At 68.2% G+C, this 25,485-nt stretch carries 24 protein-coding genes; 17 read left to right on the top strand and 7 right to left on the bottom strand.

Translation table 11 applies throughout. The annotated features are described in order from the left end of the window. Nucleotides 1–16 precede the first annotated feature (16 nt). Nucleotides 17–1,807 carry an arginine--tRNA ligase gene (argS, locus tag BM372_RS02575; protein ID WP_090951378.1) on the top strand — a complete coding sequence of 597 codons (1,791 nt, stop codon included), beginning with the start codon at nucleotides 17–19 and terminating at the stop codon, nucleotides 1,805–1,807. Then, nucleotides 1,804–3,537 carry a 2-succinyl-5-enolpyruvyl-6-hydroxy-3-cyclohexene-1-carboxylic-acid synthase gene (gene menD, locus BM372_RS02570; protein ID WP_090951375.1) on the top strand — a complete coding sequence of 578 codons (1,734 nt, stop codon included), beginning with the start codon at nucleotides 1,804–1,806 and terminating at the stop codon, nucleotides 3,535–3,537. Before argS ends, menD begins: the two co-directional genes overlap by 4 nt. Before the next feature lie 101 nt (nucleotides 3,538–3,638). Here menD and BM372_RS02565 read toward each other — a convergent pair whose 3' ends face one another. The 4 genes from BM372_RS02565 to BM372_RS02550 all read right to left on the bottom strand — a co-directional run bounded on the left by BM372_RS02565 (nucleotide 3,639) and on the right by BM372_RS02550 (nucleotide 7,992). Further along, nucleotides 3,639–4,415, bottom strand: a complete 777-nt coding sequence (locus BM372_RS02565; protein ID WP_090951372.1) for an amino acid ABC transporter ATP-binding protein — start codon at nucleotides 4,413–4,415, stop codon at nucleotides 3,639–3,641. Beyond that, nucleotides 4,412–5,380, bottom strand: a complete 969-nt coding sequence (locus tag BM372_RS02560) for an amino acid ABC transporter permease (RefSeq protein ID WP_090951369.1) — start codon at nucleotides 5,378–5,380, stop codon at nucleotides 4,412–4,414. Before BM372_RS02560 ends, BM372_RS02565 begins: the two co-directional genes overlap by 4 nt. Nucleotides 5,381–5,415: 35 nt before the next feature. Further along, complete coding sequence (locus tag BM372_RS02555) at nucleotides 5,416–6,369, bottom strand: ABC transporter substrate-binding protein (RefSeq protein WP_090951366.1); 954 nt, start codon at nucleotides 6,367–6,369, stop codon at nucleotides 5,416–5,418. A 213-nt stretch (nucleotides 6,370–6,582) separates the two neighbouring features. After that, a complete protein-coding gene (locus BM372_RS02550) occupies nucleotides 6,583–7,992 on the bottom strand; it encodes an isochorismate synthase (protein WP_090951363.1) in 1,410 nt (469 codons plus the stop codon). Nucleotides 7,993–8,117: 125 nt separating this feature from the next. Here BM372_RS02550 and BM372_RS02545 point away from each other — a divergent pair, with 125 nt between their 5' ends. The 5 genes from BM372_RS02545 to BM372_RS20350 all read left to right on the top strand — a co-directional run bounded on the left by BM372_RS02545 (nucleotide 8,118) and on the right by BM372_RS20350 (nucleotide 12,583). Next, complete coding sequence (locus BM372_RS02545; protein ID WP_256214053.1) at nucleotides 8,118–8,897, top strand: demethylmenaquinone methyltransferase; 780 nt, start codon at nucleotides 8,118–8,120, stop codon at nucleotides 8,895–8,897. A 12-nt stretch (nucleotides 8,898–8,909) separates the two neighbouring features. After that, nucleotides 8,910–10,340: a geranylgeranyl reductase family protein gene (locus BM372_RS02540; protein WP_090951356.1), complete on the top strand. Its 1,431-nt coding sequence runs from the start codon at nucleotides 8,910–8,912 to the stop codon at nucleotides 10,338–10,340. Then, entirely contained in the window at nucleotides 10,337–11,437 is a 1,101-nt protein-coding gene (locus tag BM372_RS02535) for a polyprenyl synthetase family protein (protein ID WP_090951353.1), read from the top strand. Before BM372_RS02540 ends, BM372_RS02535 begins: the two co-directional genes overlap by 4 nt. A 467-nt stretch (nucleotides 11,438–11,904) precedes the next feature. Then, nucleotides 11,905–12,066 (top strand): type IV toxin-antitoxin system AbiEi family antitoxin domain-containing protein, encoded by a 162-nt coding sequence (locus tag BM372_RS20355; RefSeq protein WP_143111417.1) that lies wholly within the window; start codon nucleotides 11,905–11,907, stop codon nucleotides 12,064–12,066. A gap of 175 nt (nucleotides 12,067–12,241) precedes the next feature. Then, nucleotides 12,242–12,583, top strand: coding sequence for a hypothetical protein (locus BM372_RS20350; RefSeq protein ID WP_143111416.1), 342 nt, complete (start codon nucleotides 12,242–12,244; stop codon nucleotides 12,581–12,583). 278 nt (nucleotides 12,584–12,861) lie between these two features. Here the strand turns inward: BM372_RS20350 and BM372_RS02525 are convergent, their stop codons facing one another. Together BM372_RS02525 and BM372_RS02520 are read right to left on the bottom strand one after the other, a co-directional pair. After that, nucleotides 12,862–13,290 carry a hypothetical protein gene (locus BM372_RS02525; protein ID WP_090951348.1) on the bottom strand — a complete coding sequence of 143 codons (429 nt, stop codon included), beginning with the start codon at nucleotides 13,288–13,290 and terminating at the stop codon, nucleotides 12,862–12,864. A gap of 20 nt (nucleotides 13,291–13,310) precedes the next feature. Beyond that, a complete protein-coding gene (locus BM372_RS02520) occupies nucleotides 13,311–13,976 on the bottom strand; it encodes a trimeric intracellular cation channel family protein (RefSeq protein WP_090951346.1) in 666 nt (221 codons plus the stop codon). 61 nt (nucleotides 13,977–14,037) lie between these two features. Between BM372_RS02520 and BM372_RS02515 the strand changes: the two genes are divergently transcribed. The 5 genes from BM372_RS02515 to BM372_RS02495 all read left to right on the top strand — a co-directional run bounded on the left by BM372_RS02515 (nucleotide 14,038) and on the right by BM372_RS02495 (nucleotide 19,813). Further along, the gene (locus tag BM372_RS02515; protein WP_090951343.1) at nucleotides 14,038–14,784 is read left to right on the top strand and encodes a sirohydrochlorin chelatase; all 747 of its coding nucleotides are present in this window, start codon (nucleotides 14,038–14,040) and stop codon (nucleotides 14,782–14,784) included. A gap of 130 nt (nucleotides 14,785–14,914) precedes the next feature. Next, the gene (locus tag BM372_RS02510) at nucleotides 14,915–16,663 is read left to right on the top strand and encodes a nitrite/sulfite reductase (protein WP_090951340.1); all 1,749 of its coding nucleotides are present in this window, start codon (nucleotides 14,915–14,917) and stop codon (nucleotides 16,661–16,663) included. Continuing rightward, nucleotides 16,660–17,385: a phosphoadenylyl-sulfate reductase gene (locus BM372_RS02505; RefSeq protein ID WP_090951338.1), complete on the top strand. Its 726-nt coding sequence runs from the start codon at nucleotides 16,660–16,662 to the stop codon at nucleotides 17,383–17,385. The genes BM372_RS02510 and BM372_RS02505 overlap by 4 nt, the downstream gene beginning before the upstream one ends. Beyond that, nucleotides 17,382–18,353: a sulfate adenylyltransferase subunit CysD gene (gene cysD, locus BM372_RS02500; RefSeq protein WP_256214000.1), complete on the top strand. Its 972-nt coding sequence runs from the start codon at nucleotides 17,382–17,384 to the stop codon at nucleotides 18,351–18,353. Before BM372_RS02505 ends, cysD begins: the two co-directional genes overlap by 4 nt. Then, on the top strand, nucleotides 18,353–19,813 hold the full coding sequence (locus BM372_RS02495; RefSeq protein ID WP_256213999.1) for a sulfate adenylyltransferase subunit 1: 1,461 nt from the start codon (nucleotides 18,353–18,355) through the stop codon (nucleotides 19,811–19,813). The genes cysD and BM372_RS02495 overlap by 1 nt, the downstream gene beginning before the upstream one ends. A 131-nt stretch (nucleotides 19,814–19,944) precedes the next feature. Here BM372_RS02495 and BM372_RS02490 read toward each other — a convergent pair whose 3' ends face one another. Beyond that, a complete protein-coding gene (locus tag BM372_RS02490; protein ID WP_090951335.1) occupies nucleotides 19,945–20,271 on the bottom strand; it encodes a GYD domain-containing protein in 327 nt (108 codons plus the stop codon). Nucleotides 20,272–20,609: 338 nt separating this feature from the next. Here BM372_RS02490 and BM372_RS02485 point away from each other — a divergent pair, with 338 nt between their 5' ends. The 5 genes from BM372_RS02485 to cobA all read left to right on the top strand — a co-directional run bounded on the left by BM372_RS02485 (nucleotide 20,610) and on the right by cobA (nucleotide 25,396). Next, entirely contained in the window at nucleotides 20,610–21,794 is a 1,185-nt protein-coding gene (locus BM372_RS02485; RefSeq protein WP_090951333.1) for an ABC transporter substrate-binding protein, read from the top strand. Between the two features lie 58 nt (nucleotides 21,795–21,852). Beyond that, nucleotides 21,853–22,578, top strand: a complete 726-nt coding sequence (locus BM372_RS02480) for an ABC transporter ATP-binding protein (protein ID WP_090951330.1) — start codon at nucleotides 21,853–21,855, stop codon at nucleotides 22,576–22,578. Next, on the top strand, nucleotides 22,568–23,506 hold the full coding sequence (locus BM372_RS02475) for an ABC transporter permease (protein ID WP_090951327.1): 939 nt from the start codon (nucleotides 22,568–22,570) through the stop codon (nucleotides 23,504–23,506). The genes BM372_RS02480 and BM372_RS02475 overlap by 11 nt, the downstream gene beginning before the upstream one ends. Nucleotides 23,507–23,730: 224 nt before the next feature. Beyond that, a complete protein-coding gene (locus tag BM372_RS02470; RefSeq protein ID WP_090951324.1) occupies nucleotides 23,731–24,027 on the top strand; it encodes a putative quinol monooxygenase in 297 nt (98 codons plus the stop codon). Between the two features lie 97 nt (nucleotides 24,028–24,124). Beyond that, nucleotides 24,125–25,396, top strand: a complete 1,272-nt coding sequence (gene cobA / locus BM372_RS02465; RefSeq protein WP_090951321.1) for a uroporphyrinogen-III C-methyltransferase — start codon at nucleotides 24,125–24,127, stop codon at nucleotides 25,394–25,396. The last annotated feature ends 89 nt before the right edge of the window (nucleotides 25,397–25,485 follow it).

Below are 25,485 nucleotides of genomic sequence, written 5' to 3'. Positions count from 1 at the left end.
CTGATAATTTGGGACTGTGAATAATCCGGCCGAATTGGTTGTCCCCAGAGTCCAGGCTGCAATTGCCACCGCGTTCGGCGACGAGTTCCGGCAGGCGGACCCGGTGGTCAGGCCCTCCCAGTTCGCCGACATCCAGATCAACGCCGCTATGGCCCTGGCCAAGAAGGCCGGCCTGCCGCCGCGGGACGCCGCCGCAAAGATCGTGGGCGCCCTGGACCTGGACGGTATCTGCACCGGCGTGGAAATTTCCGGGCCGGGCTTCATCAACCTGAGCTACGACGGCACCTGGATCGAGGAACTGCTCAACTCGGAATCGGCTGAAGCGGCGTCCCCCGCCACTGCCGTCCCGGCCGCCGCAACACCGCAGCGCGTCGTCGTCGACTATTCCTCCCCGAACGTCGCCAAGGAAATGCACGTGGGCCACCTGCGCACCACCGTGGTGGGCGACAGCCTCGTCAAGGTGCTCGAAGCCCTCGGCGACTCCGTGATCCGGCAAAACCACATCGGCGACTGGGGTACCCCCTTCGGCATGCTGATCGAGCACTGGCTCGAGATCGGCGAGGACTCCCCGGAGGCGGCACTCCTTGTGGAGGACCCCAGCGCGTTCTACCAGGCCGCCCGGGCCAAGTTCGATGCCTCCGCCACCGACGTGGACGGCTTCGCCACCCGTGCCCGGCTCCGCGTCGTGGCCCTGCAGGGCGGTGACCAGGAGACCTTCGCCGTCTGGCAGCGGCTCGTTGCCCAGTCCAAGCGGTACTTCAACGCCATCTACTCCACGCTGGGCATCAGCCTCACCGACGACCACATCGCCGGCGAAAGCTCCTACGACGCGCATCTGGCACAACTGTGCCAGGAACTCGAGGAACGCGGCCTCGCCCGGACCAGCGACGGCGCCCTGTGCACCTTCCCCGAAGGTTTCACCGGCCGCGACGGGCAGCCACTGCCGCTCATCATCCGCAAGTCCGACGGCGGCTACGGCTACGGCACCACCGACCTGGCCACCATCCGCTACCGGGTCCGCGACCTGCAGGCCGACCGGATCCTCTACGTCGTGGGCGCCCCGCAGAACGTCCACCTGCGGATGGTCATGGCCACCGCCCGCGACGCCGGCTGGCTGCCGGACACGGTCGAGGCCGTGCACGTGCAGATCGGCAACGTGCTGGGCGAGGACGGGAAGATCCTCAAGTCCCGTTCGGGCGCCCCGGTGAAGCTCATGGCCCTGCTCGAAGAAGCTGTGGAACGCGCCCGCGCCGTCATTGATGCGAGCCGTCCCGAACTCGGCGACGAGGAACGCGCCGTGACCGCCCGCCAGGTGGGCATCGGCGCCGTCAAGTATGCCGACCTTTCCACCGGCCACGACACCGAGTACGTCTTTGACTTCGACCGCATGCTCGCCCTCAGCGGCAACACCGGGCCCTACGTGCAGTACGCCGCCGCGAGGATCCGCTCCATCCTGCGCAAAGCAGGCGTGCTGGAACGGTTCACCAGCGGCGGCGCCACGGAAAGTGGGGCCGACGGGCCGGCCAAGGCGATCGCCGTGGTCGAACCCGCGGAACGCGCCCTGGCGCTGCACCTGCTGGAATTCGCCACGACGCTGAACAAGGTGCGGGACACGCTCGAGCCGCACCGGCTCTGCGGCTACCTTTTCGAGCTCGCACAGCTGTTCACGACCTTCTACGACCAGTGCCCGGTGCTCAAAGCAGAGGAATCCGTCCGGAACTCGCGGCTGGCCCTGTGCGCGCTCGTGCTGCGCCGCCTGTCACTCGGGCTGGACCTGCTGGGCATCGAGACGCCGGAGAACATGTGAGCCCGGCCGAACCGGTTGCCGCGTCGTCCGCCTCGGGGGGCCTGGCCGCGGTTGAGGCGGCGCGGATCGCCGTCGATACCCTGCTCGACGCCGACGTGCGCCACGTCGTCGTGTCCCCGGGCTCGCGCTCGGCGCCCATGGTCTACGCCCTGGCCGAGGCCGACGCCGCCGGACGCGTGGAGCTGCTGGTCCGGACCGACGAGCGCTCTGCCGGCTTCACGGCCCTCGGCCTGGCCCTGTCCACCGGAGCCCCGGCCGCCGTCCTCACCACGTCCGGCACCGCCGTCGGCAACCTCATGCCGGCCGTGATGGAGGCCAACCACGCCGCCGTGCCGCTGGTGGTGTTTTCCGCGGACCGGCCGGAGGAACTGCGGGGGACCGGGGCCAACCAGACCACCGTGCAGCTGGACCTGTTCGGCGAGCACGTCCGCTTCGCCGTCGACGTGCCGGCCGGCAGCGATCCGCGGCGCGCCGTGGAAACGGCCCTCAGCGCAGCCACCGGAGCTTTCGTGGACACGCCGCCCGGGCCGGTCCAGCTCAACCTGGCCTTCCGTGACCCGCTGGTCCCGGCCGCGGCAGACAGCCTGCCCGCCGCCGCGGGGCGCAGCGTGTACCGGGTGGCGCGGAACCCCTTGGCGCTGGACTTTCCGGCGGCGCCAGCGGCCCTGCCGGAGCGGCGCACCGTGGTGCTGGCCGGACACGACGCCGGCCCGGTCGCCGAGGCGTTCGCCCGCGCGCACGGCCTGCCGCTGCTGGCCGAGCCCTCCTCCAATGCCAGATTCGGCCCCAACGCCGTAGGACCCTACCGGCTGTTGCTGGAGCACTTCGGCCCGGACGCGGCCCAGCCGATCGAACGTGTGGTCCTGTTCGGCCGGCCGACCCTGTCCCGCCCGGTCACCGAGCTGCTGGCCAGGGCCGATGTGCCCTCGGCCCTGTACCAGCCCGTGCCGGTCGCCTGGTACGAACCCGGGCGCCGGACCGAACTGCCGCTGGAAACCCTCGCGGATCTGGCCGACTTCGCCGGCCGCGGGCCCGCCGCGTGGCTCGATGCCTGGCTGCTGGCCGGGGCCGCCGCGCAACACGCCGTCGACCTGGTCCTCGCCGGGACCTCCGGCGCGACCGGACCGTCCGCCGGCGCCGAGGTCTGGAAGCACAGCCGCGGGCAGCTGGTCCTGGGTTCCTCGAACGGGATCCGCGACGTCGACCTCGCGGGGGCGCCGCCGGCGGAACCGCAGGCGACCATGTTTGCGAACCGCGGCCTCGCCGGGATCGATGGCACCACGTCCACCGCCACGGGCATCGCGCTCGGGGGCCGGCAGGAAACCACCGTGCTCATGGGGGACGTCACGTTCCTGCATGATGCCGGCGGACTCCTGCTCGGGGCCGGGGAGGCCGAACCGCTGCTGCGGATCGTGGTGCTCAACGACGCGGGCGGTGCCATCTTCGGGCTCCTGGAGCACGGCGCAGTGGCCGCGTCCGGGCGCTACGGCAACGCCGTCGAACGCCTCTTCGCCACCCCGCAGCAAGTGGACCTCGCCGCGCTGGCCGCGGCCTACGGCATCGCTCACCGCCGCGTCGGGACGACCGCGGAACTCACCGACGCGCTGTCCGCCCCGGTGGAAGGCCGCAGCATCATCGAAGTGCGCACAGACCGGCACCGGCTCGGGGAACTGCACCGGGCCATCCGCGCCGCAGTCGCCACCGCCGTGGAAGGCCTCCCGCAGGCCTAGCGGTCCGTTTCCGCTACCCCTTCGGACAGCCGCTACGAAAACGGACAGCCGCTACGTGGATCCACGTAGCGGCTGTCCGAAATCGGCGCGAAATGCCGGAATTACAGCACCCGGCTCAGGAACTCCTTGGTGCGGGGGTGCTGGGGGTTGGCCAGGACCTCCCGGGGGTCGCCCGACTCCACAACGACGCCGCCGTCCATAAACGTCAGGCGGTCACCGACCTCCCTGGCGAAGCCGATCTCGTGGGTCACCACGATCATCGTCATGCCGGACTTGGCGAGGTCCTTCATCACGTTAAGGACATCGCCCACGAGTTCAGGATCGAGTGCGGACGTGGGCTCGTCGAACAGCATGAGCTCCGGGTCCATGGCCAGGGCCCGTGCAATCGCAACACGCTGCTGCTGGCCGCCGGACAGCTGGGACGGGTAGTGCCCGGCCCGGTCGCCCAGCCCCACCCGGTCCAGCAGCTCCAGGGCGCGCTTCCGGGCCGCTGCCTTCGACTGGCCCTTGACCTGGACCGGGGCTTCCATGATGTTCTGCAGCGCCGTCTTGTGCGGGAACAGGTTGAAGCGCTGGAACACCATGCCGATCTCGCGCCGCTGGGCGGCGATTTCCTTGGCCTTCAGGTCGTGGAGCCTGCCCTTGACCTCGCGGTAGCCGATCAGCTCGCCGCCCACGGAAATGCGTCCCGCGCTGATGGTCTCCAGCAGGTTCACGCAGCGGAGCATGGTGGACTTGCCCGAACCGGACGGCCCGATCACCACCGACACCTCGCCTTGGTTGACCGCCAGGTCGATCCCGCGCAGCACGTGGTGGTCGCCGTAGTACTTGTGAAGGCCCTCGATCTGCACCAGCGGTTTTTCAGTGGTGACGGTCATTTTGAGTCCTCCCCGGGGAATTCCATTTTGAGGGCCGGCTCGGCGTCGGCGCTCGGAGCGCCGGCCGCAGCAGCCTTGGCGGCCGCGGGGTTAATTGCGGGAGCCCGGTTGTCCACGCCCTTGCCGTAGTACGCCTCGATGAAGTGCTGGCCCACCATCAGCAGGCTCGTGATAACGAGGTACCAGATCGCCGCCACGATCAGCAGGGGCACCGGCAGGTACGTCCGGTTCGCCAGGGCGTTGGTCGCAAAGGTCAGGTCCAGGGTGAACGGCACGGCGAGGACCAGCGACGTGGTCTTCAGCATGCCGATCGTTTCGTTCCCGGTGGGCGGCACGATCACACGCATCGCCTGCGGCAGGATGATCCGCCACATGATCTTGGTCTTGCCCATGCCCAGGGCCTCGGCGGCTTCCATCTGGCCGCGGTCCACGGAACTGAGGCCCGCCCGGAAGATTTCCGCCAGGTACGCAGACTCATTGAGGCCAAGCCCCAGGATCGCCGCCACCGTGGCGGTGACCACAGTGCTGGTGTCGACGCTAAACAGCTCCGGACCGAACGGTACGCCGGCACTGATTTTGGGGTAAAGGACAGCGATCAGGCCCCAGAAAATCAGCTGGGTGTAGACCGGGGTCCCGCGGAAGAACCAGACCCAGACCCAGCTGGACCACCGGAACACAGGGTTCTCCGACTGGCGCATGAAGGCCAGGAGGATGGCCAGGATGATCGCCAGCACCATGGAGGCAACCGTCAGGACCAGGGTCCAGGCAACGCCCTGGACCACCTTGGTGTCCAGGATGTAGGCGCCGACGACGTCCCAGCGGAAGTTGGGGTTCGTGACCAGGCTCTGCAGGAAGAGAGCCAAAGCGCCGAGAATGACCACGGCGCTGATCCAGCGGCCCGGGTGACGGACCGGAACCGCTTTGTTCAGTACCGGCGCGGCGTGACTGCCCTGACGGCTGTCCATCTGTCCACCCGTTGCGTGACCGGTTGTGGGAAGGCTCAAGACGTTACCGCCGGGTTGACCTCGGACTTGGTGACGGCACCGTCAGAGGCGCCCCAGCCGTCCAGGATCTTCTTGTAAGAGCCGTCTTCCATCAGCTTGGTGACGGTTTTCTGGATAACGTCCGCCAGGGCCTTGTCGGACTTGGCGACGGCGATGCCCTGGGGCGCTGCGTCGTAGACGTCGCCGAGCTTTTCGAGCTGGCCACCGGTCTGGGTCAGCGCGTAGCCGATGATGGGGGAGTCGGCTGCCATCGCATCGATGCTGCCGTTGACCAGGCGGGTGGTGATATCCGTCTGGGTCTTGAGCGTCACAACGTTGATGGGCTGCTTGCCCTCGGCGGTGCACTTCTTGTTGCGGTCCGCGACGTCCGGATCCTCCTGGATGGTGCCGGTCTGCACACCGACGGACTTGCCGCAGAGGTCATCCAGGGAGACCTTTTTCGGGTTGCCCTTCTGCACGGCCCAGCCGGTACCTGCCTGGTAGTAGCTCACCATGTTCACTGCCGCGAGCCGCTCCGGGTTGATGGTAAAGGAAGAGATGCCGAGGTCGTACTTCGGGCCCAGGGCCGGAAGGATGCCGGTGAATTCGGACGTCTGGACCTGGACCTTCAGGCCCAGGGCGGCGCCGATCGCCTTGGCGATGTCGACGTCGTAGCCCACGGGGGTCTGGCCGTCGGTGGCGAGGAATTCTGCGGGCGCGTAGGAGGTGTCCGAGCCTACGGTGAGAGTGCCCTTGGACTTGACCGCCTCGGGCACCATGGCCGCCAGCGCATCGTCCTTCTGGACGCTGCTGGGGTCAAAGCTGGCCGCGGCACTGCCGGACGCGGAAGCCGCGCCGGTGGTGCCGGTCTCGGAGGCGTTCGTGCAGGCTGACAAAGCCAATGCGCTCACGGCGAGGACCGTGGCGGTCTTCAGCGCGGGGTGGCTCAGGAGCGAACGGGAGATCTGCATTTTCTTACCTTTTGTTGCCGGAGGGATGGTAACGAGGCCGGTTATAGTGTAGCGCCGAACAGGAGATGTACGTCACAGAAAACTAAGTTTCACTATTGGATAACTAAATCAGACCCGATTGCAATGCCGCCAGCGCGCCGGCTGTCTGTGATGCCGGATCCGTGCCGGGGTCGCTCTCGGCGGCGGGCCGCCAAGCTCGCTCCCGGCAGCAGGCTAGCTGCTGATGCCGAGTGCCTCCAGCATGGGACGGAACTTCGCCCACGTCTCGGCGAGTTCGGTCTCTGGCACAGAGCCATCCACCACGCCGCAGCCCGCGTAAAGCCGGACCGTCTGCGGGGATTCGATGACAGCGCCCCGCAGCGCGATGCCCCACTCGCCGTTGCCGGCCGCGTCGAGCCAGCCGACCGGCCCGGCGTACGGGCCGCGGTCCAAATGCTCAAGCTTGCGGATCAAGGCGCCCGCCACGGAGGTGGGAGTGCCGCAGACGGCGGCGGTCGGGTGCAGCGCATTGATCAGGGCCAGGCACGTGGGAACGTGGCCCTCGACTTCGGCCAGCTCGGCCTTCACATCCGAGGCCAGGTGCCACACATTAGGCAACTCCAGGATGAACGGCTCGCTGTGCGCGTTCATGGCCTCGGAAAACGGGGCCAGCTGCGTGGTCAGGGACTGGATGGCGATGTCGTGTTCATGCCGCTGCTTCTCGGAACCGGCCAGCACGCGTTCGGCGAATTCCAGCGGAGACCCGGCCATGCCGTCGGCGTCGCGGCGGTCGAGGGTGCCGGCCAGGACGCGGGCCTGGGCGGTGCGGCCCTCCACCTGGATCAGCATCTCCGGTGTTGCTCCCACCAGACCGTCCACGCCGTACGTCCAGCATTCGCGGTACCGCGCGGACAGCTCCCGCAGCACCTGCGCCGCATTCACGCCGGTGGGCACGGTGGCCACGATGTCCCGCGCCAGCACCAGTTTCTCCAGCGCTCCGGTCCGGATCTCGTCGACCCCGGCGGCGACGGCGGCCATCCAGTCTTCCTCGCTGAGTGAGCCGGTGTGCAGCGTTGCCCCGGCCGCCAGCGGCAGCGGACGGACGACGGCGGCGCCCGCCTGCGCGGCTCCCGGCGCCGGAGGGTCCACGACGTCGGCATCGGCGTCGGCGCTGATGGCACTGCCGCCGATCGCACTGCCACCGTCGACGCTGACGCTGCTAAGCCAGCGGTCCAGCGCGGCGCGGGCGCCGGCCTCGGTGAGCTCGCCGTCGTCGAACGTCAGCTGGGTCAGCCACGCCTGGCCGTCACGGAGCCCCACGACGATTTCCGGGACCAGCAGACGGGACTCATGGTCGGATACTTTGGAGAACGCGAAGGAGCCGAAGGCAACCGGGCCGGTGCCGGGGCAGTCCACGGCATCCTCGATGTCCGCTTCCAGGACCAGGTGGCGCCACCAGATGTCTGCTTCCAGAAACCTTTCGGGGCCCGTGGCCGTGAACCGGGCAATCTCACCGAAGCCCACCAGCCCGGCCTCGCGTCGCGTCCAGCAGAGGACATCGTCCCGGACCAGAAACGACGGCAGCCCCCCGGGGAAAGTTTCGGCATCGAGGGGGACTGTCAAGGTGCGGAACGTGCTCGTCATGATGGCACAACACTACTACTGCGTTTCACCGCCGGGTTTCAGGGCTGGGCGGTGACAACCGGCGCTCCGACTCCCTGCTCAGGGCGTGGTTCGTGGGGGCGCCGATCATTTGAGACAATTGCATGGTGAACCGAGCATCCTTGGATAAGCGTCCGGACGAAGTAGCCACGATGTTTGACGACGTGGCGCCCAAATACGACGTCGTCAACGATGTCCTGTCGATGGGGCAGACCCGCCGCTGGCGCCGGGTTGTTGTCGACGCCGTGGGGGTGACGACCGGCCAGCGCGTGCTGGACCTCGCCGCCGGCACCGGCACGTCCAGCGAGCCCTACGCGGACGCCGGGATCAACGTCATCGCCTGTGATTTCTCCCTTGGCATGCTCAAGGTCGGCAAGCGCCGCCGCCCGGACATTGATTTCATCGCCGGGGACGCCACCCGCCTGCCGTTCGCCGACGACACCTTCGATGCCAGCACCATCTCCTTCGGCCTGCGCAATGTCAACGAGCCCAAGAAGGCCCTGGCTGAGATGCTGCGGGTCACCAAGCCCGGCGGCCGGCTGGTCATCGCGGAATTCTCCCAGCCCGTGGTGCCGCTGTGGCGCACCATGTACACCGAGTACCTCATGCGGGCCCTGCCGGCCATCGCCGTCAAGGTCTCCTCCAACCCGGACGCCTACGTCTACCTTGCCGAATCCATCCGTGCGTGGCCGGATCAGGACCACCTGGCCGCGTGGCTGCAGGAAGCCGGCTGGGAATCCGTCACCTACCGCAACCTCAGCGGCGGCATCGTCGCCGTGCACCGCGCCCAAAAGCCGCTCTCCGGCGCCGCCGCTGACCCTGCCGCGGGCGCGCACACCGGGCCCGTGGCCAAACTGCGCCGCAACATCGCCCGGCCCGGGCGTTAGCCGATACCTGTTGTGAATGTACTGATTGTCGGGGCGGGCCCGGCCGGATCCACCGCCGCCTACTACCTTGCCAAGGCCGGCATTGACGTCACTGTGCTGGAGAAGACCAGCTTTCCGCGCGAGAAGGTCTGCGGCGACGGCCTGACGCCGCGCGCGGTCCGCGAGATCCAAAAGCTCGGTCTGCCGCATCCCGAAACCGAGGGGTGGCGGCGGAACAGGGGCCTGCGCCTGATCGCCGGCGGCCGCACGATCGAACTGCCCTGGCCGGAGGTCTCCGACTTCCCGCAGTACGGGCTGATCCGGACCCGCCTCGGCTTTGACGAACAGCTGGCCCGGCACGCCGAGTCGGCGGGCGCCGTCGTGCTGGAGCGCCACAGCGTCAGCGAAGCCCTGCGTGCCGAGGACGGCCGCGTCACGGGCGTCCGCGCCGCATTGCTCGACGACGCCGGGCGGAAGACGGGCGAAACGCGCGACTTCACTGCCGACGTCGTCCTCGCCGCGGACGGCAACTCGACCCGCACCGCCGTCTCGCTGGGCATCCGAAAACGCGACGACCGCCCGCTCGGCGTGGCCGTGCGAACTTACTTCACCTCGCCGCGGCATGACGACGACTGGATGGAAGGCTGGCTCGAGCTTCGTTCGCCGGCTTCCCCCACCTCGCAAGCTTGGCGCGGGGCCCGGGCCGGTTCCCTGGGCCGTGACGGCAGTCTTCTCCCCGGCTACGGCTGGGTGTTCGGCGTCGGCGACGGCACCTCCAACGTGGGCGTGGGCATCCTGAACTCCTCGAAGGACTTCGGCAAGCTGGACTACAAGCAGGTGCTGCGCGAGTGGACCGCCGGCATGCCCGCCGAATGGGGCTTCACCCCGGAAAACCAGGTGGGGGAAATCCGCGGCGCCGCACTGCCCATGGGCTTCAACCGCACGCCGCACTACTCTCCGGGCCTGCTCCTGCTCGGCGACGCCGGCGGAATGGTGTCCCCGTTCAACGGCGAGGGCATCTCCTATGCCATGGAGTCCGCCCGCTTCGCGGCCGAATTCATTGCCGACGCCGCCGCCCGGTCCGCCTCGGCCGGCTGGGGTTCCGGGACGGAGGCTGCCAGGGCCGCCGACGCGCACCTCGCGCGGTATGCCGGCTACGTGCAGCAGCAGTGGGGCTCACACTTCACCTTGGGCCGGGCATTCGCCGCCCTGATCGGCAAACCCGCCGTAATGAAACTTGCCCTCCGCACCGGCATGCCCATCCCGGTGCTCATGCGGTTCGTGGTCCGGATGCTGGCCAATCTCACCGATCCGGCCGCCAAGGGGTTCGAGGACAGGGCCATCCGGGTCCTGGAATCCCTGGTGCCCGCAACGTCCAACCAGACCAACCCGGCCACGGACAGCGCTCCGCACACCGGCACCAACTCCGCGGTTTCCGCAACAAAAGTTAGGGTTAACCCGTGACCAACTCTGCAGACCAAAGCTGGGAGCACGCCGGACACGGCCTGCCGAGCTCTGAACCCGACCTTAACACCACGGCGATCGCCACCGGACTCCAGTTGCCGACAGGCTTCGCAGCCATTGCGGGGGACCCCGAACTCGGCCCCGCGATCACCACCAACCTGGCCCGGGTCGAGAAGAAGCTGCGCGAAGCCATTGCCAATTCCGATCCGCTGGCTGACGCAACGTCGCGTCACCTCGTGGAAGCCGGCGGCAAGCGGATCCGGCCCCTATTGACGCTGCTGTGCGCCCACCTCGGTGACGCCTCCCTGCCCGCCGTGGTGCAGGCCGCCGTCGTCGTTGAACTGACGCACCTCGCCACGCTCTACCATGACGACGTCATGGACTCTGCACCGTTCCGCCGCGGCGCACCCACGGCACACGAGGTGTGGGGCAACTCCGTCGCCGTCCTGACCGGCGACCTCATCTTTGCGCGCGCCTCCATCCTGGTCTCGGAGCTCGGGTCCCGGGCCCTGGGCATCCAGGCGCGGACCTTCGAACGCCTTTGCCTCGGCCAGCTGCACGAGACCGTGGGGCCGCGTCCGGACGAGGACCCGCTGGCGCACTACCTCTCCGTCATCGCGGACAAGACGGGCTCGCTCGTGGCGGCCTCCGGGCAGTTCGGCGCCATCTTCTCCGGTGCCGACGAGGCCTACGAGGCCCTGCTGGTGGAGTACGGCGAAAAGGTGGGGGTTGCCTTCCAGCTCGCCGACGACGTCATCGACGTCACCGGGATCAAGGTCAAGTCCGGCAAGTCCCCGGGCACCGACCTGCGCGAAGGCGTCCCCACCCTGCCCGTGCTGCTGCTGCGCAAGGCCGCGCGCGACGGTGACCAGTCCGCCGTCGAACTCCTGACGCTGATCGACGGCGACCTCAGCTCCGATGAGGCCCTGGCGGCTGCCGTGGCCGGGCTTCGGGAACACCCCGTCACCGCACAATCGTGGGTGGTGGCACGCACCTGGGCCGACGAGGCAATTGCCGCCCTGGCGCCCCTGCCCGAGGGCGTCGTCAAGGCCTCGCTGACCAGCTTCGCGCACGCGGTGGTGGACCGCAGCAGCTAGGCTTCCCCGGCTTCCGTTAGCCGGCATCCTGCAGGCTCCCGCTGGTGGGCATCCCCGCCTGCTGGCTCCGGCTGGTGGGCATCCCCGCCTGCTGGCTCCGGCTGCTTAAACGGCATGGCCCCGGTTCCTCACAACGTTCGAGTCTTCCGTTGTGCCGAACCGGGGCCATTTCTCCGTTCGCATCAGATCCACCGGAGGCATTTGGTGAACCCAAGAAAGAGACTATGACAGTTTTGTCATGCTGTCCAGCACTTTTTGTAAATTAGTTGTCGCAGGTTTGATGGGCGCCGCGGGAGGTACCCGCTACCGCCCAGGGCGGAGTCTCCCCAGGTTTCGAGCCGCCGACGCCGGAAACCGTTGGGGCACGCCGCAGGGGAGTCCCAAACCTGGGGAGACCCAGCGCCTGCGTTTCCACATAGGGGCCCAGACGGCTGTCGGTGAGGTCAGTTCGGGACTGTGCTGGGTCCATGGACCTCACGAGCTATCTGACATACGCCGGTTCCGTGGCCCGGACCGGGACGCTATTGCGGGCAGGCTTCTCTGAGCGGAGCATCAGGAACGCTGTTGCTGCAGGGGAAATGGCGCGGCTACGCCACGGCATCGTGGCCCTGCCGGGCGCTGCGGCCTGATCTGGTTGCCGCGGTTCTGGCCAACGGCCTGTTGAGCTGCGCCTCTGCGGCACCGCACCATGGGATCTGGCAGCTCCATGCCCCCGAGCGGCTGCATCTTCTTTGCAGGCATGGCGCAGGGGCCGGTGCGGTCATTCACCGCGGTAGCGTAGTGCCGCCGGAGTTCCCGCGGCCGGTGGCCGGATTGACAGACACGCTGCTGCATGCGCTGCGGTGCCGGCCACCTGTGGAGGCCGCCGTCATGGTGGAAAGCGCCTTGCTCCAGGGCCGCACCACACTGCCCTACCTCAGGCAGCGGCTGCCCGGAAACCGAAACGGGGCCGCCCGTGGAATCTTGGAGTTGATCGACGGTACGGCGGACTCGGCAATAGAGGTCGTTGCCCGGTTGCTGTTCCGGAACCACGGAATCTACACCGAGACGCAGGTGGACCTGCCCGGGATCGGCCTGGTGGACTTCCTGCTGGAAGGATTCCTGATCGTGGAGATCGACGGAAGCACCCATTTTGAGCGTGCCTAGGTCAAGAAGGACCGAGGCCGGAACAATGCCAGCACCCTAGGGGGCTACGCGGTGCTCCGTTACGGGTATGCGGACGTGGTCTACAACCCCCAGAAGATCGTCGATGAGGTGTGGCAGGTGCTCCGCGGTCGCGTCATCCGCTGAGTTTCCCCGGGTATGAACTTCCCACGCCGCGGAATGCCGGCGGTTCGTCCCCGACACCAGTTGAAGGCGGCCAAACATGGGGAGACCCGGCGGGAAGCGGGAAGCGCGAAGCCGGGGGCGGAGCGGCAGCCGGCCTAGTCTTCGTCCTCGTCGTTGAAGGCCCACTCGAACATGTCGAAGACGAACTCGGAGAAGGTCCCTTCCTCGCTCTTCCACTGGGCGCGGGCGTTATTGCGGCGGTACACGATCGGATCTGGGACGCTGAGATCGCCCACGCGGAATCCCCAGGTGAACTGTTCTTCCTCGTCCTCGAGGAACATCAGGAAACCCTCGTCATCGACTTCGAGCTCTTCGGGGTCCCAGAAGTAGTGGTAGGCCTCCATGAGGTCCTCGCAGCCGCCGATCGCGAGGTAAAACTCGCGCAGGACCAGCGGGATCTGGAACTGGTGCTCGGCCAGTGCGGCGTCGAGTTCATCGGCCGCGAGGCCATCCTCTTCCTGCCATTCGTCTTCGAGATACTTCGGGACAAGCGCGCGGAATTTCTCGAGGAACATGTCAGTCATGGTCTTATCCTAGTCAAAGTTCAGCTGTCGCTTTCCGCCGCGTCCAGGCCCAGCCGGTGCCAGCCGCGCACCGCCAGGGGAAAGTGCCAGTGCAGCCGCCAGGCGGTGATCCGGAGGGCGAAGACGACGGCGGCGACGACGCAGGCCGAGACGCCGGTGAAGGCCCCCGTAAGGGACAGGACCACGGTCGCAGTCGCCCCGGCGAACGCCGGAACGGCGTACAGATCGCGCGGGTCGAAAAGCTGCGGCACCTCATTGGCGGTGATGTCCCGGAGCAGGCCGCCGCCCACCGCCGTCGTAACTCCCAGCAGCACGGCAGCCACCGGATTCATCCCCGCGGACAGGGCCTTCAGCGTTCCGGTGATGCAGAACAAGGCCAGGCCGCCGGCGTCGAAGAGCACCAGCAGCGAGGTGAAGCGCTGGACGCTGGAGAAGAGGAAGTAAACCAGCACCACGGCAAGGACGGGAGGGGCCAGATAGGCGGGGTTGGTGAAGGCGGCGGGCGGCCCGGTGTTCAGGATGATGTCGCGGATGACGCCGCCGCCCAGGCTCACCACCGAGGCCAGGAGCAGCGAGCCGATGAGGTCGAACTGTTTCCGAGCCGCGAGCAGCGATCCGGAGACCGCGAAGAAGAAGACTCCGGCGAGTTCGAGCCAGACCAGGACAAAGCTGAAGGAGAAGGTCATGGAGCGTCCCGGTCGATAGCAAGAGGGCGGATAGGGCGGCTCCAAGGTTACGCTAGCCGCTATGAATAGCCCCATCCTGATCGCCTGCGCCCATGGCACGTCCAGCCCCCTCGGCGCCGCGGAGGTCAATGCACTTCGGGACGGCATCGCCGCGCTCCGGCCCGGGCTGGACGTCCGCGAGGCCTATGTCGACGTGCAGGAACCGGAGCTGCCGGCCGTCGTGGCCGGGCTTCCGGCGGGGGAGTCCGCCGTCGTGGTGCCGCTGCTGCTCAGCGTCGGCTACCACGTGAAGGTGGACATCGCCCGGGCCGTGAAGAGCCGGCCGGACACCCGTGCCGCCGCGCCGCTGGGTCCGGACCCCCGGCTCGCCGCCCTGCTGGACCAGCGCCTGCGCGAGGCCGGCGTGAGCGACAACGACGCCGTCATCCTCGCCGCTGCCGGGTCCTCCGACCCCAATGCGTCGCGGAACGTCGAGGAACTCGCCGACCAGCTGCGGGCGCTGCGGTCCAACCGGATCGTGGCCGCCTACGGCGCTTCCGCCAAACCCTCGGTCCCGGAGGCCGTAGCCATGCTTCGCGAAGAGGCGGCCGGTGGGGCCGGTGCCGGGGAGTCGGCCGGGGCAGTGGACCTCGGCGGCCGCGTGGTCATTGCCTCCTACCTGCTGGCCCACGGCTTCTTCCACGACCAGCTCGGCAAGGCCGGTGCGGACCTCGTGACGGAGCCCTTGCTGCCGTCGCCGGTGCTCGCCGAGATTGCGCTGGAACGCTACGATGCGGCCCTCGCGGCGGCCTCCCGGCCCGGGCCGTAGCGTCCCGTCCGATGCACAGCGGCGGGGCTTGTTCAAGGTTTTACGGCGGTTCGTGACGAAATATTTCCCTAGGTGACCTCCCGTTTCTGACCCTTTGTGACGGCATTACGGCCCGCCCTACAGTCGATGCATGACTGATACAGCTCTAGCCGGAGCGTCCACGGACGCGGCTGCCGCCGGCCGTGCCAAGCGCCCCACCTCACGTCCGGCCGCAAAGCCGCACGGGCAGTGGAAAGTGGACGGCACTGCGCCGCTGAACGCCAACGAGACCTGGAAACAGGAAGACAACGGCCTCAATGTCCGCGAGCGTATCGAGTCCGTCTACGCCAAGCACGGCTTCGACTCCATCGACGGCACGGACCTGCACGGCCGCTTCCGCTGGTGGGGCCTGTATACCCAGCGCAAACCCGGGATCGACGGCGGCAAGACGGCCACGCTGGAGCCGCACGAACTCGAAGACAAGTACTTCATGCTCCGCGTCCGGATCGATGGCGGCGCCCTCACCACCGAGCAACTGCGCGTCATCGGCCAGATCTCCGTGGACTTCGCCCGCGACTCCGCCGACCTCACCGACCGCCAGAACATCCAGCTGCACTGGATCCGGGTCGAAGACGTGCCGGAAATCTGGCGCCGGCTTGAGGCCGTGGGGCTGTCCACCACCGAAGCCTGCGGCGACGTCCCGCGCGTGATCCTCGGGTCCCCGGTTGCGGGCATCGCCAAGGACGAGATCATCGACCCCACGCCGCTGATCCAGGAACTCTCGGAGCGCTTCATCGGTGACCCGGAGCTGGCCAACCTGCCCCGGAAATACAAGACCGCCATCACCGGGCACCCCAGCCAGGACGTGGTCCACGAGATCAACGACTTCGGCCTGGTGGGCATGGTCCACCCCGAACTCGGCGCCGGCTACGACCTCTGGGTGGGCGGGGCACTCTCCACCAACCCTATGCTGGCCAAGCGGCTCGGCGCGTTCGTCAAGCCCGAGGAAGCCGCGGAGGTCTGGCTCGGCGTAACCAGCATCTTCCGCGACTACGGCTACCGCCGCATGCGCACCAAGGCGCGCCTGAAGTTCCTGCTGGCCGACTGGGGCCCGGAGAAGTTCCGCCAGATCCTCGAGGACGAATACCTCGGCTTCAAGCTTTCCGACGGCCCCGCGGCGCCCAAGCCGTCCACGCCCGGCGACCACGTCGGCATCCATGAACAAAAGGACGGCAAGTTCTTCATCGGCGCCACCCCGCTGGCCGGCCGCCTCTCCGGCAGCCAACTCGTCAAGCTCGCGGACACCCTGGAGACCCGCGGCTCCCGGCGCCTGCGCACCACCCCGCACCAGAAGATCGTGGTCCTCGACGTGGCCAAGGACCAGGTGGAGCCGCTCGTAGCCGAGCTCGATGCCCTGGGCCTGTCCGCCCGGCCCTCCGTGTTCCGCCGCGGCACCATTGCCTGCACCGGCATCGAGTTCTGCAAGCTCGCGATTGTCGAAACCAAGGTCACCGCGGCCACAGCCGTTGCCGAATTGGAGCGCCGTCTGGCCGACCTCGCCGCGAGCAAGCAGCTGCCCCAGGCGCTGTCCCTGCACATCAACGGCTGCCCCAATTCCTGCGCCCGGATCCAGACGGCGGACATCGGCCTCAAGGGCATGATGCTCCCGACGCCCGACGGCGACCCGACCCCCGGCTTCCAGGTCCACCTTGGCGGCGGGCTGGCTTCCTCGGACCGTGAAGAGGCCGGCCTGGGACGCACCGTCCGCGGTCTGAAGGTGTACGTGGCGGACCTGCCGGACTACGTCGAACGCGTGGTGCGCAAGTTCGTGGCGGAACGCGTCGAAGGCCAGACCTTCGCCGAATGGGCCCACGCAGCGGATGAGGAGGCACTCCAGTGACCGACGTTCAGCCGCCTGCGGTGCTCCGCTCGCACGATGAGCTCAAGGCCTTGGCCGAGTCCGGTGCCGCCGAGCTCGGCTGGGACGCCCCGGCCCGCGATGTGATCGCCTGGGTGGCCCGCAATTTCGAGCTGCCCGCCGTCGCCGTCGCCTGCTCCATGGCCGACGCCGTCCTGCCGGCGCTCGTCGCGGACCAGCTTCCCGGCGTCGACGTTCTCTTCCTGGAGACCGGCTACCACTTCCCGGAAACCTATGCGACCCGCGACGAGGTCGCGGCCAACCTGCGCGTCAACGTCGTGGACGTCCTGCCGGAGAACACCGTCGAGCAGCAGGACCGGCTCCTGGGCAAGGACCTCTTCGCCCGCGACGCCGCCCAGTGCTGCGCCCTGCGCAAAGTGGCGCCCCTGCGGCGTACCCTCGCCGGCTACGAGCTCTGGTTCACCGGAGTCCGCCGCGACGAGGCGCCCACCCGCACCAACACCCCGCTCATCACCTGGGACGAGGCCAACGGACTGGTCAAGGTGAACCCCGTGGCGGCCTGGAGCTTCGACCAGCTGGTGCAGTACTCCGATGACAACCTCCTTCCCGTCAACCCGCTGCTATCCCAGGGCTACCCGTCCATTGGCTGCCAGCCCTGCACCCGCAAGGTGGCGCCCGGCGACGATCCCCGCGCCGGCCGCTGGGCAGGAACCGACAAGACAGAATGCGGACTACACGTATGAGCACTCAAATCACCCACGAGGACCTGGAGCTGTCTGTGCTGGAAACCGACGCGACAAAGACGCCGACCTCCACCGCCCGCCTGTCCTCCCTGGACACCCTCGAGTCCGAGGCCATCCACATCATCCGCGAGGTCGTTGCCGAGTTCGAGAAGCCGGCACTGCTGTTCTCCGGCGGCAAGGACTCCGTGGTCATGCTCCACCTGGCCACCAAGGCCTTCTGGCCGGGAAAGGTGCCCTTCCCGGTGCTGCACGTCGACACCGGCCACAACTTCCCCGAGGTCATCGACTTCCGTGACCGCACGGTGGAGCGGCTGGGCCTCAAGCTCGTCGTCGGCTCCGTCCAGGAATTCATCGATTCCGGTGAGCTGGCCGAACGTGCCGACGGCACCCGCAACCCGTTGCAGACGGTCCCGCTGCTGGACGCGATCCAGCGCAACAAGTTCGACGCCGTCTTCGGCGGCGGCCGCCGGGACGAGGACAAGGCCCGGGCCAAGGAGCGGATCCTGAGCCTGCGCGACGAATTCGGCCAATGGGACCCCCGCAACCAGCGCCCCGAGCTGTGGAACCTGTACAACGGCCGGCACACCGTGGGCCAGCACGTCCGGGCCTTCCCGATCAGCAACTGGACCGAGCTGGACGTCTGGCGCTACATCGAGCGCGAAAACATCGAGCTGCCGGGCCTGTACTACGCCCACGACCGCGAGGTCTTCGCCCGCGACGGCATGTGGCGCGCGGTCGGCGAGGTCTCCCAGCCGCGCGAACACGAGGAAGTTCTCACCAAGACGGTCCGCTACCGGACCGTGGGGGACATGTCCTGCACCGGCGCCGTGGAATCCGCCGCCGCCACCGTGCGCGACGTCGTGATCGAAGTTGCCGCCTCCACCATCACCGAACGTGGCGCCACCCGGGCCGATGACCGCATCTCCGAGGCCGCCATGGAAGACCGCAAGAAGGACGGCTACTTCTAATGACTACCGACATTGACACCGCCCGCGCCGCGGCGCTCCTGGACGAAGCCCCGCTCGCTTCACGCTTTCTGTCTTCGACCCTGTTCCGCTTCGCGACGGCCGGCTCCGTCGACGACGGCAAATCCACCCTCGTGGGCCGGCTGCTGCACGACTCGAAGGCGATCCTCGCCGACCAGCTCGACGCCGTCGCCCGGACCTCCGCCGACCGCGGCTTCGGCGGGGAAGGGGCCACCGGCACGCGAGCGATTGACCTGGCCCTGCTGACCGACGGCCTGCGCGCCGAACGCGAGCAGGGCATCACGATCGACGTCGCCTACCGCTACTTCGCCACGGACCGGCGCAGCTTCATCCTCGCGGACTGCCCCGGGCACGTGCAGTACACCAAGAACACGGTGACCGGCGCGTCCACCGCGGACGCCGTCGTCGTGCTCATCGACGCCCGCAAGGGTGTCCTGGAGCAGACCCGCCGGCACCTGTCCGTGCTGCAGCTGCTGCGGGTGGCGCACGTGATCGTGGCCGTCAACAAGATCGACCTCGTGGACTTCAGCGAGGACGTGTTCCGCGGGATCGAGGCGGACGTCCAGCAGGTCGGCCGCGAACTCGGATTGGGTCGTGAAGAATCAAATACAGGCGGGGTGGCCGATCTTTTCGTCATCCCCGTTTCCGCACTCGACGGCGACAACGTCGTGGACCGCTCGGCGCGGACCCCGTGGTACGAGGGCCCGGCCCTGCTGGAAGTCCTCGAGACCCTGCCGGCCGCCGACGAACTCGAAAGCCACCTGGAAAGCTTCCGCTTCCCGGTCCAGCTGGTCATCCGGCCGCAGGGCGCCCTGGCTCCCGACGCCGTCGCCGGCGGCCTCGATCCCGAGGCGTACCGGGACTACCGCGCCTATGCCGGCCAGATCACCGAAGGCTCCGTGAAGCTCGGTGACCAGGTCAGCGTCCTGACACCGGGCCAGGCCCCGCGCACCACCACAGTCACGGGAATCGACTTCGCCGGCCGCGAGCTCGCCGAGGCGGCCGCCCCGCAGTCCGTGGCGCTGCGCCTGGCCGATGAGTTCGACGTCGCCCGCGGCGACACGATCGCGGCGGCCGGCACCGTGCGCGAAAGCAGCGCGGACCTCTATGCCGCTCTCTGCTGGCTGTCCCCGAAACCGCTCCGGGAAGGCGCCAAGGTGCTGGTCAAGCACGGCACCCGCACGGTCCAGGCCCTGGTCCGTAATGTGACGGGCAAGCTGGACCTCGCCAGCTTCGGCCTGGAGCCGACCACCACGCTGGAGCTGAACGACATCGGGCACGCGCAGCTGCGGCTCTCGGCCCCGCTGCCGCTGGAGAACTACCTCCACCACCGCCGCACCGGGGCGTTCCTCGTGATCGACCCGCTGGACGGCAACACCCTGGCCGCCGGCCTGGTCAAGGACCACCCCGGTGACCACGAGGACGAGCGCTACTCGATCTAGTTTGCCGGTCTGATCCGCCGTTCTTTGATTGACGCAGGAAGCCCCGGTCCGCAACCCACCGGACGGGGGCTTCCTGCAGGTTGGCTGCGCCGTCAACCACTAAGCGCGGTGGCCATTAGGTGCCGTGACCATTAAGCGCCGGGAGGCCGGTACTTGATCTGCTCGGCCTGCCGCAGGGCCTCCATTGTCTCCTCGACGGTCAGGAGCACTGTCGTTTCGAAGGAGCTCAGCGCGCCGCCTCCGCTGATCGCCAGCGCAACCGCGGCCATGGACACGTTGTCCGGGGCCTCCCACAAGTTGAAGCCGTCGTGGGAGCCGAACGCGTACCAGAAGCCGTGCAGCTTCCCGCCGGCCGACTCGATGTACGCCTGCGCGGCCTTTCTGCGGTCCTCGGGGCTGTTGATCAGCCTGGCCCAGGTCTCCGGTGTGTAACTGAACTTCGACAGATAAAGCGGCATCGTCTCGTCCTTTCCTTCATACCGGTGGTGCCGGTATGGCCGGTGGTGCCGGTCCAGCAAGAATGGCAGTCCCTTGCCTGGTCAGCAATGGCTGCCGGAACCCTGTGTGGGTGGGAAGGGCCTTGCCCCGTGTTTCACGAATGTGACGCTGCATGAACCCGCGTGACCCCCGGTTTCCGGACCGTTGAACCGGGTTTATGACACTCCCTATGGTGAACGAATGAAGACAACGGAACGGTTCTTTAGCCGCCCCCGCAGGAACCTCCACGGGCGATGTCGCCGGCGCTGACCATACCGCCCGGCCCTTCCGAACTCACCCCCAGAACAGGACTTCCCCCATGTCACGCACCCCCGAAAACCCCGAGCCCGGTTCGCAGCCCGGGCCGCAGCCCGGCACCACGCGGATCGTCGCCGGCCAGAACTCCAAACCCAAGCGCAAGCGCACGCTCGAAATCGTCCTGATCGCGGGGCTTGTGCTCCTGATCGGCGCCGGCGCAGCCGTGGCCTCCACGCTGTCCCGCGGTCCGGAGCCCGCCCCGGCGGCCGCGAATACGGGCCCCGCCGCCGAGCTCAAGCTCGGCTACTTCGGCAACATCACGCACGCGCCGGCCCTGGTCGGCGTCAGCAAGGGCCTCATCGCCAAGGAACTGGGCCAGACCAAGCTCAGCACGCAGGTCTTCAACGCCGGCCCGGCCGCGGTGGAGGCCCTCAACGCAGGCGCCATCGACGCCACCTACATCGGGCCCAACCCGGCCATCAACTCCTACGTCAAGAGCAACGGCCAGTCGATCAACATCATCGCCGGCGCAGCGGCCGGCGGCGCTCAGCTGGTGGTCAAGCCCGGCATCAACTCCGCCGCGGACCTCAAGGGCAAGACGCTCGCGTCCCCGCAGCTTGGCGGCACCCAGGACGTGGCCCTGCGCGCATGGCTGGGCAAGCAGGGCTTCAAGACCTCGACCGACGGCAGCGGCGACGTGGCCATCAACCCCACCGAAAATGCGCAGACGCTCAAGCTGTTCCAGGACGGCAAGCTCGACGGCGCCTGGCTGCCGGAGCCCTGGGCCTCCCGCCTGGTCCTGCAGGCCGGAGCGAAGGTCCTGGTTGACGAAAAAGACCTCTGGGAGAAGGGCGAGTTCGTCACCACCGTCCTGATCGTCAACAAGAAGTTCGCGGCCGAGCACCCGGAGACGGTCAAGGCACTCTTGAAGGGCCATGTTGAATCCGTGGACTGGCTCAAGGCGGCGCCCGCCGCGGAGAAGGCCACGGTCCTCAACGACGCACTCAAGGCAGCCGCCGGCAAGGCCCTGCCGGCCGACGTGATCGCCCGCTCCCTGAAGAACATCAACTTCACCGTCGACCCGCTCGCCGGGACGTACAAGAAGCTGCTCCAGGACGGCGTCGACGCCGGCACCACCAAGCAGGCCGACATCAACGGCATCTTCGACCTCACGGCGCTCAACAGCGTCCTGGGCGAGAGTGTGTCCGACACGAAGATCTCCGCCGAAGGGCTTGGCAAGGACTAGCTTCCGGGCCTCCAGCCATCCGTCACAACAGTTCCGCCACAACAGTAAGGACCTGACCATGCCAGTCGTACTGGAAAACCTGGGCAAGCGCTTCGGCGACGGCGCCCCGGTGCTGGACGACGTCAACGCCACCATCGGGCAGGGCGAGTTCGTTGCCCTCCTCGGTGCCTCCGGCTGCGGCAAGTCCACGCTTCTGAACATCATGGCGGGGCTGGAGGCCCCGACGTCGGGCGCTCTCGAAGTGCCCAGCGACGGTGCTGCCTTCATGTTCCAGGACGCTGCCCTCTTTCCCTGGCTGACCGCCCGGGAAAACATCGAACTGGCCCTGAAACTGCGCGGCGTCGGGAAAGCCGACCGCCGCGTCAAGGCGGCGGAGTTGCTGGAGCTGGTGCACCTGGGTGGCGCGGGGGACAAGCGGCCCCACGAACTGTCCGGCGGGATGCGCCAGCGGGTATCCCTGGCCCGTTCGCTTGCCCAGGACCGGCAGCTGCTGCTGATGGACGAGCCCTTCGCGGCGCTGGACGCGATCACGCGCGACCTGCTCCACGACGAGCTCGAACGCATCTGGAAGGAAACCGGCCGCACCATCGTCTTTGTCACGCACAATGTCCGCGAGGCCGTCCGGCTTGGCCAGCGGGTGCTGCTGCTCTCCTCCCGGCCTGGGCGGGTGGTGCAGGAATGGCACGTCACCGAAGAACACCGCACCGACGCCGGCCTGGCCGGCGAGCTCACCGGCGTCATCACGGCCCGGCTACGCGAGGAGATCCGCCGCCATGCCAAGTAACCAACTCCCCGTGGTGGAAGCCCCGGCCGAGACCCGCAAAGTGCACGCGGCCCTGACCCGTTCCTCCAGCGGCAAGGAAGACCTGCGCGAGCTGGAGTCCGGGCTCGATTCCCTCCAGTCCGATGCCGGGCGTAAGGCCGGCATCGACTGGAGCCGGATCCTCTTGCCGGTCGCGGCCCTGGCCGTGCTGCTGGTTGCGTGGCAGCTCTACGTCTCCCTCGGCTTCAAGCGCCGGGACGTCGTGCCCGGACCGCTGGACGTCCTCGGCCAGATCGGCATCCTGTGGGGCGAGGGCAAGCTGCAGGAGGCCGTCTGGACCTCGCTGCAGCGCGGAGTTGTCGGCTTCCTCATCAGCGTGGTGATCGCCACCCCCGTGGGCCTGCTGCTGGCCCAGGTGGCACCGCTTCGGCGGGCCTTCGGCCCGCTGATTTCCGGGCTGCAGGTGCTGCCGTCCGTGGCGTGGGTGCCGGCGGCCATTCTGTGGTTCGGGATCACTGATGCCACGGTGTATTTCGTGGTGTTCATGGGTGCCATTCCCTCGATCATCAACGGGCTGATCTCCGGCGTGGACCAGATCCCGCCGCAGTACCGCAGCGTCGGGAAGGTCCTGGGCGCCTCCCGGCTCCAGCTCGCCCTGCAAATCATCCTGCCGGCCGCGCTGCCCGGCTACCTCGGCGGCCTGAAGCAGGGGTGGGCTTTCTCCTGGCGGTCGCTCATGGCCGCGGAAATCATTGCCGTGGGCGGCACCATCGGCTTTGGCCTCGGTTCCCTGCTGGACCAGGGCCGGGTCCTGTCCGACATGACCATCGTCATGTGCGCCATCCTGCTGATCCTCGCCGTCGGCATCCTGATCGAACTGCTCGTCTTCGCCCCGGTCGAAAAGCGGTTGCTCCGCCGTCGCGGCCTCCTCGCCGGCAGCACCCGCTAGGCCCGGCAACCCGCTCAGCCGACACCCCCCGACCCGCCGCATCTACCGCAACGCGGGGTCACTTACCGCCCAATTCCTTCGGGTTTTTGGGCCGTAAGTGACCCCGCGTTGCTTTGGTTGCGGGGCCCTTGCCCGGGCTCAGGCACAGGCCTACACTCGCGCCTAGAGGCCGGATTGCGGCCCATTCCAAGCGCGATTCCACGACTGATTACAAGGAGGTCGCTGTGGCGGCAAAATTTGGCGTGCTGGCCCTGGTCGAAGCGAAAGCGGGAAAGGAACAGGACGTCTGGGACTTCCTCAATGGGGGCCGGGAGATCGTGCTCAACGAGCCGGGGACCCGGACCTGGTACGCCTTCCGGGTCAGCGAGAACACCTTCGGCATTTTCGACAGCTTTGACACCGAGGAGGACCGGCAGGCCCACCTCAGCGGTGCCATCCCGGCCGCCCTCGGCGAACACGGCCCCGCCCTGCTGGCCAAGGACCCCGACATCAAACTGGTCGAACTCATTGCGGTGAAGTAAGCACGGTGCCCCCAACTATGTGACGCGGCGTTACCTTGCGTGAACTGGTGTTTCCGTACCGTTGTTCCGCAATGTGACGCCGCCCTATCGTCGATGCATGGCAATTCAGGACATTTACCCCACGGCGCTGCGCCTCCTCGGCCGTCCCGTGCTGGTGGTCGGCGGCGGCCCCGTGGCCGCGCGGCGCGCCAAGGGACTGCTCGACGCCGGCGCCCGCGTCACCGTCGTGGCCCCCGATGCCTCACCTGCAATGGCTGAACTTGCCGGCGCCGGTCTCCTGAGCTGGGAGCCCCGCCGGTACGGTCCGTCCGACGTCGACGGCGTCTGGTTCGTCCAGACCGCCACCGGCGATCCCGCCGTGGACGCGCGCGTCTCCGCCGACGCCGAGGCGCAACGCATCTGGTGCGTCAACGCCTCCGACCACGAAGCCTCCGCAGCCTGGACGCCCGCCGTCGCCGTCGTCGATGACGTCAAGATCGCTGTCAACGCCGGGGGAGACCCGCGCCGGGCCATGGCCCTGCGCGACGCCGTCGCCACCGCCCTGGACGCCGGAGACCTCCCGCTGCGCCGGCGCCGGGCTTCCACCGGCAGTGTGGCCCTTGTCGGCGGCGGGCCCGGCGACACCGGGCTCATCACGGTCCGCGGCCGCCGGCTCCTGGGCCAGGCCGACGTCGTGGTCGCAGACCGCCTCGGCCCGCGCGAGCTGCTGGGCGAACTCGCCCCCGACGTCCGTGTCGTCGAGGTCGGCAAGACCCCCGGCCACCACCCGGTCCCGCAGGCCGAGATCAACCGGATCCTGGTCGACGAAGCCCGTCAGGGCCACCGCGTGGTCAGACTCAAGGGCGGTGACCCGTATGTCCTGGGCCGCGGCGGTGAGGAAGCCGAGTTCTGCCGTCACAACGGCGTGGACGTTGAAGTGGTCCCCGGCGTGACCTCCGCGACCTCCGTCCCGGCCGCGGCCGGCATCCCCGTCACGCACCGCGGGCTGGCCAAGGGCTTCAGCGTGGTCACCGGCCACGAAGAGCTCTCCGAGGTCCCGGCCCGCGCCGACCACACCGTGATCCTGCTCATGGGCGTGGGCCAGCTCCGTGATTCCGCGGCCTCCCTGGCGCAGGCCGGTTTGCCAGCGGGCACGCCGGTTGGCATCGTAGAGAATGGATACCTGCCCGACCAGCGGGTAACCATCGGGACGCTGGGGACCATCGCGGACCAGGCGGAGGCCGTCGGCGTCGCGAACCCTGCCGTGATCGTGATCGGCGACGTGGTCCGCGTCAGCCCGTTCGCGCCGTCGCACTTCAAGACCGCGGACTACAGCACCACCGCCCCGAACAAACCCCGCACTGCCAAGACCCGCGTACTGACCCCCTAACACCCGTCGATTGCTCCATAACGGCCCTTATCAAGAGCCCCAAAACCGCGTTTATGGAGCAACGGATGCAGAAGAAAAAGGAACACAGC

It is taken from the genome of Arthrobacter sp. ov118, assembly GCF_900116495.1.
Classification (GTDB): domain Bacteria; phylum Actinomycetota; class Actinomycetes; order Actinomycetales; family Micrococcaceae; genus Arthrobacter.
Note: the sequence above shows the minus strand (reverse complement) of the source record. Positions and strands in the feature narration are given on the sequence as shown.

Excerpts from the sequence above, each read along its gene's own strand:
- BM372_RS02565 (WP_090951372.1), bottom strand. The coding sequence starts at position 4,415 with ATGACCGTCACCACTGAAAAACCGCTGGTGCAGATCGAGGGCCTTCAC.
- BM372_RS02495 (WP_256213999.1), top strand. The coding sequence starts at position 18,353 with ATGACTACCGACATTGACACCGCCCGCGCCGCGGCGCTCCTGGACGAA.
- BM372_RS02525 (WP_090951348.1), bottom strand. The coding sequence starts at position 13,290 with ATGACTGACATGTTCCTCGAGAAATTCCGCGCGCTTGTCCCGAAGTAT.
- BM372_RS02555 (WP_090951366.1), bottom strand. The coding sequence starts at position 6,369 with ATGCAGATCTCCCGTTCGCTCCTGAGCCACCCCGCGCTGAAGACCGCC.
- BM372_RS02560 (WP_090951369.1), bottom strand. The coding sequence starts at position 5,380 with ATGGACAGCCGTCAGGGCAGTCACGCCGCGCCGGTACTGAACAAAGCG.
- BM372_RS02510 (WP_090951340.1), top strand. The coding sequence starts at position 14,915 with ATGACTGATACAGCTCTAGCCGGAGCGTCCACGGACGCGGCTGCCGCC.
- BM372_RS02490 (WP_090951335.1), bottom strand. The coding sequence starts at position 20,271 with ATGCCGCTTTATCTGTCGAAGTTCAGTTACACACCGGAGACCTGGGCC.
- BM372_RS02550 (WP_090951363.1), bottom strand. The coding sequence starts at position 7,992 with ATGACGAGCACGTTCCGCACCTTGACAGTCCCCCTCGATGCCGAAACT.
- cobA (WP_090951321.1), top strand. The coding sequence starts at position 24,125 with ATGGCAATTCAGGACATTTACCCCACGGCGCTGCGCCTCCTCGGCCGT.
- BM372_RS02520 (WP_090951346.1), bottom strand. The coding sequence starts at position 13,976 with ATGACCTTCTCCTTCAGCTTTGTCCTGGTCTGGCTCGAACTCGCCGGA.
- BM372_RS20355 (WP_143111417.1), top strand. The coding sequence starts at position 11,905 with ATGGACCTCACGAGCTATCTGACATACGCCGGTTCCGTGGCCCGGACC.
- BM372_RS02485 (WP_090951333.1), top strand. The coding sequence starts at position 20,610 with ATGTCACGCACCCCCGAAAACCCCGAGCCCGGTTCGCAGCCCGGGCCG.
- BM372_RS02480 (WP_090951330.1), top strand. The coding sequence starts at position 21,853 with ATGCCAGTCGTACTGGAAAACCTGGGCAAGCGCTTCGGCGACGGCGCC.
- BM372_RS02475 (WP_090951327.1), top strand. The coding sequence starts at position 22,568 with ATGCCAAGTAACCAACTCCCCGTGGTGGAAGCCCCGGCCGAGACCCGC.
- cysD (WP_256214000.1), top strand. The coding sequence starts at position 17,382 with ATGAGCACTCAAATCACCCACGAGGACCTGGAGCTGTCTGTGCTGGAA.
- BM372_RS02515 (WP_090951343.1), top strand. The coding sequence starts at position 14,038 with ATGAATAGCCCCATCCTGATCGCCTGCGCCCATGGCACGTCCAGCCCC.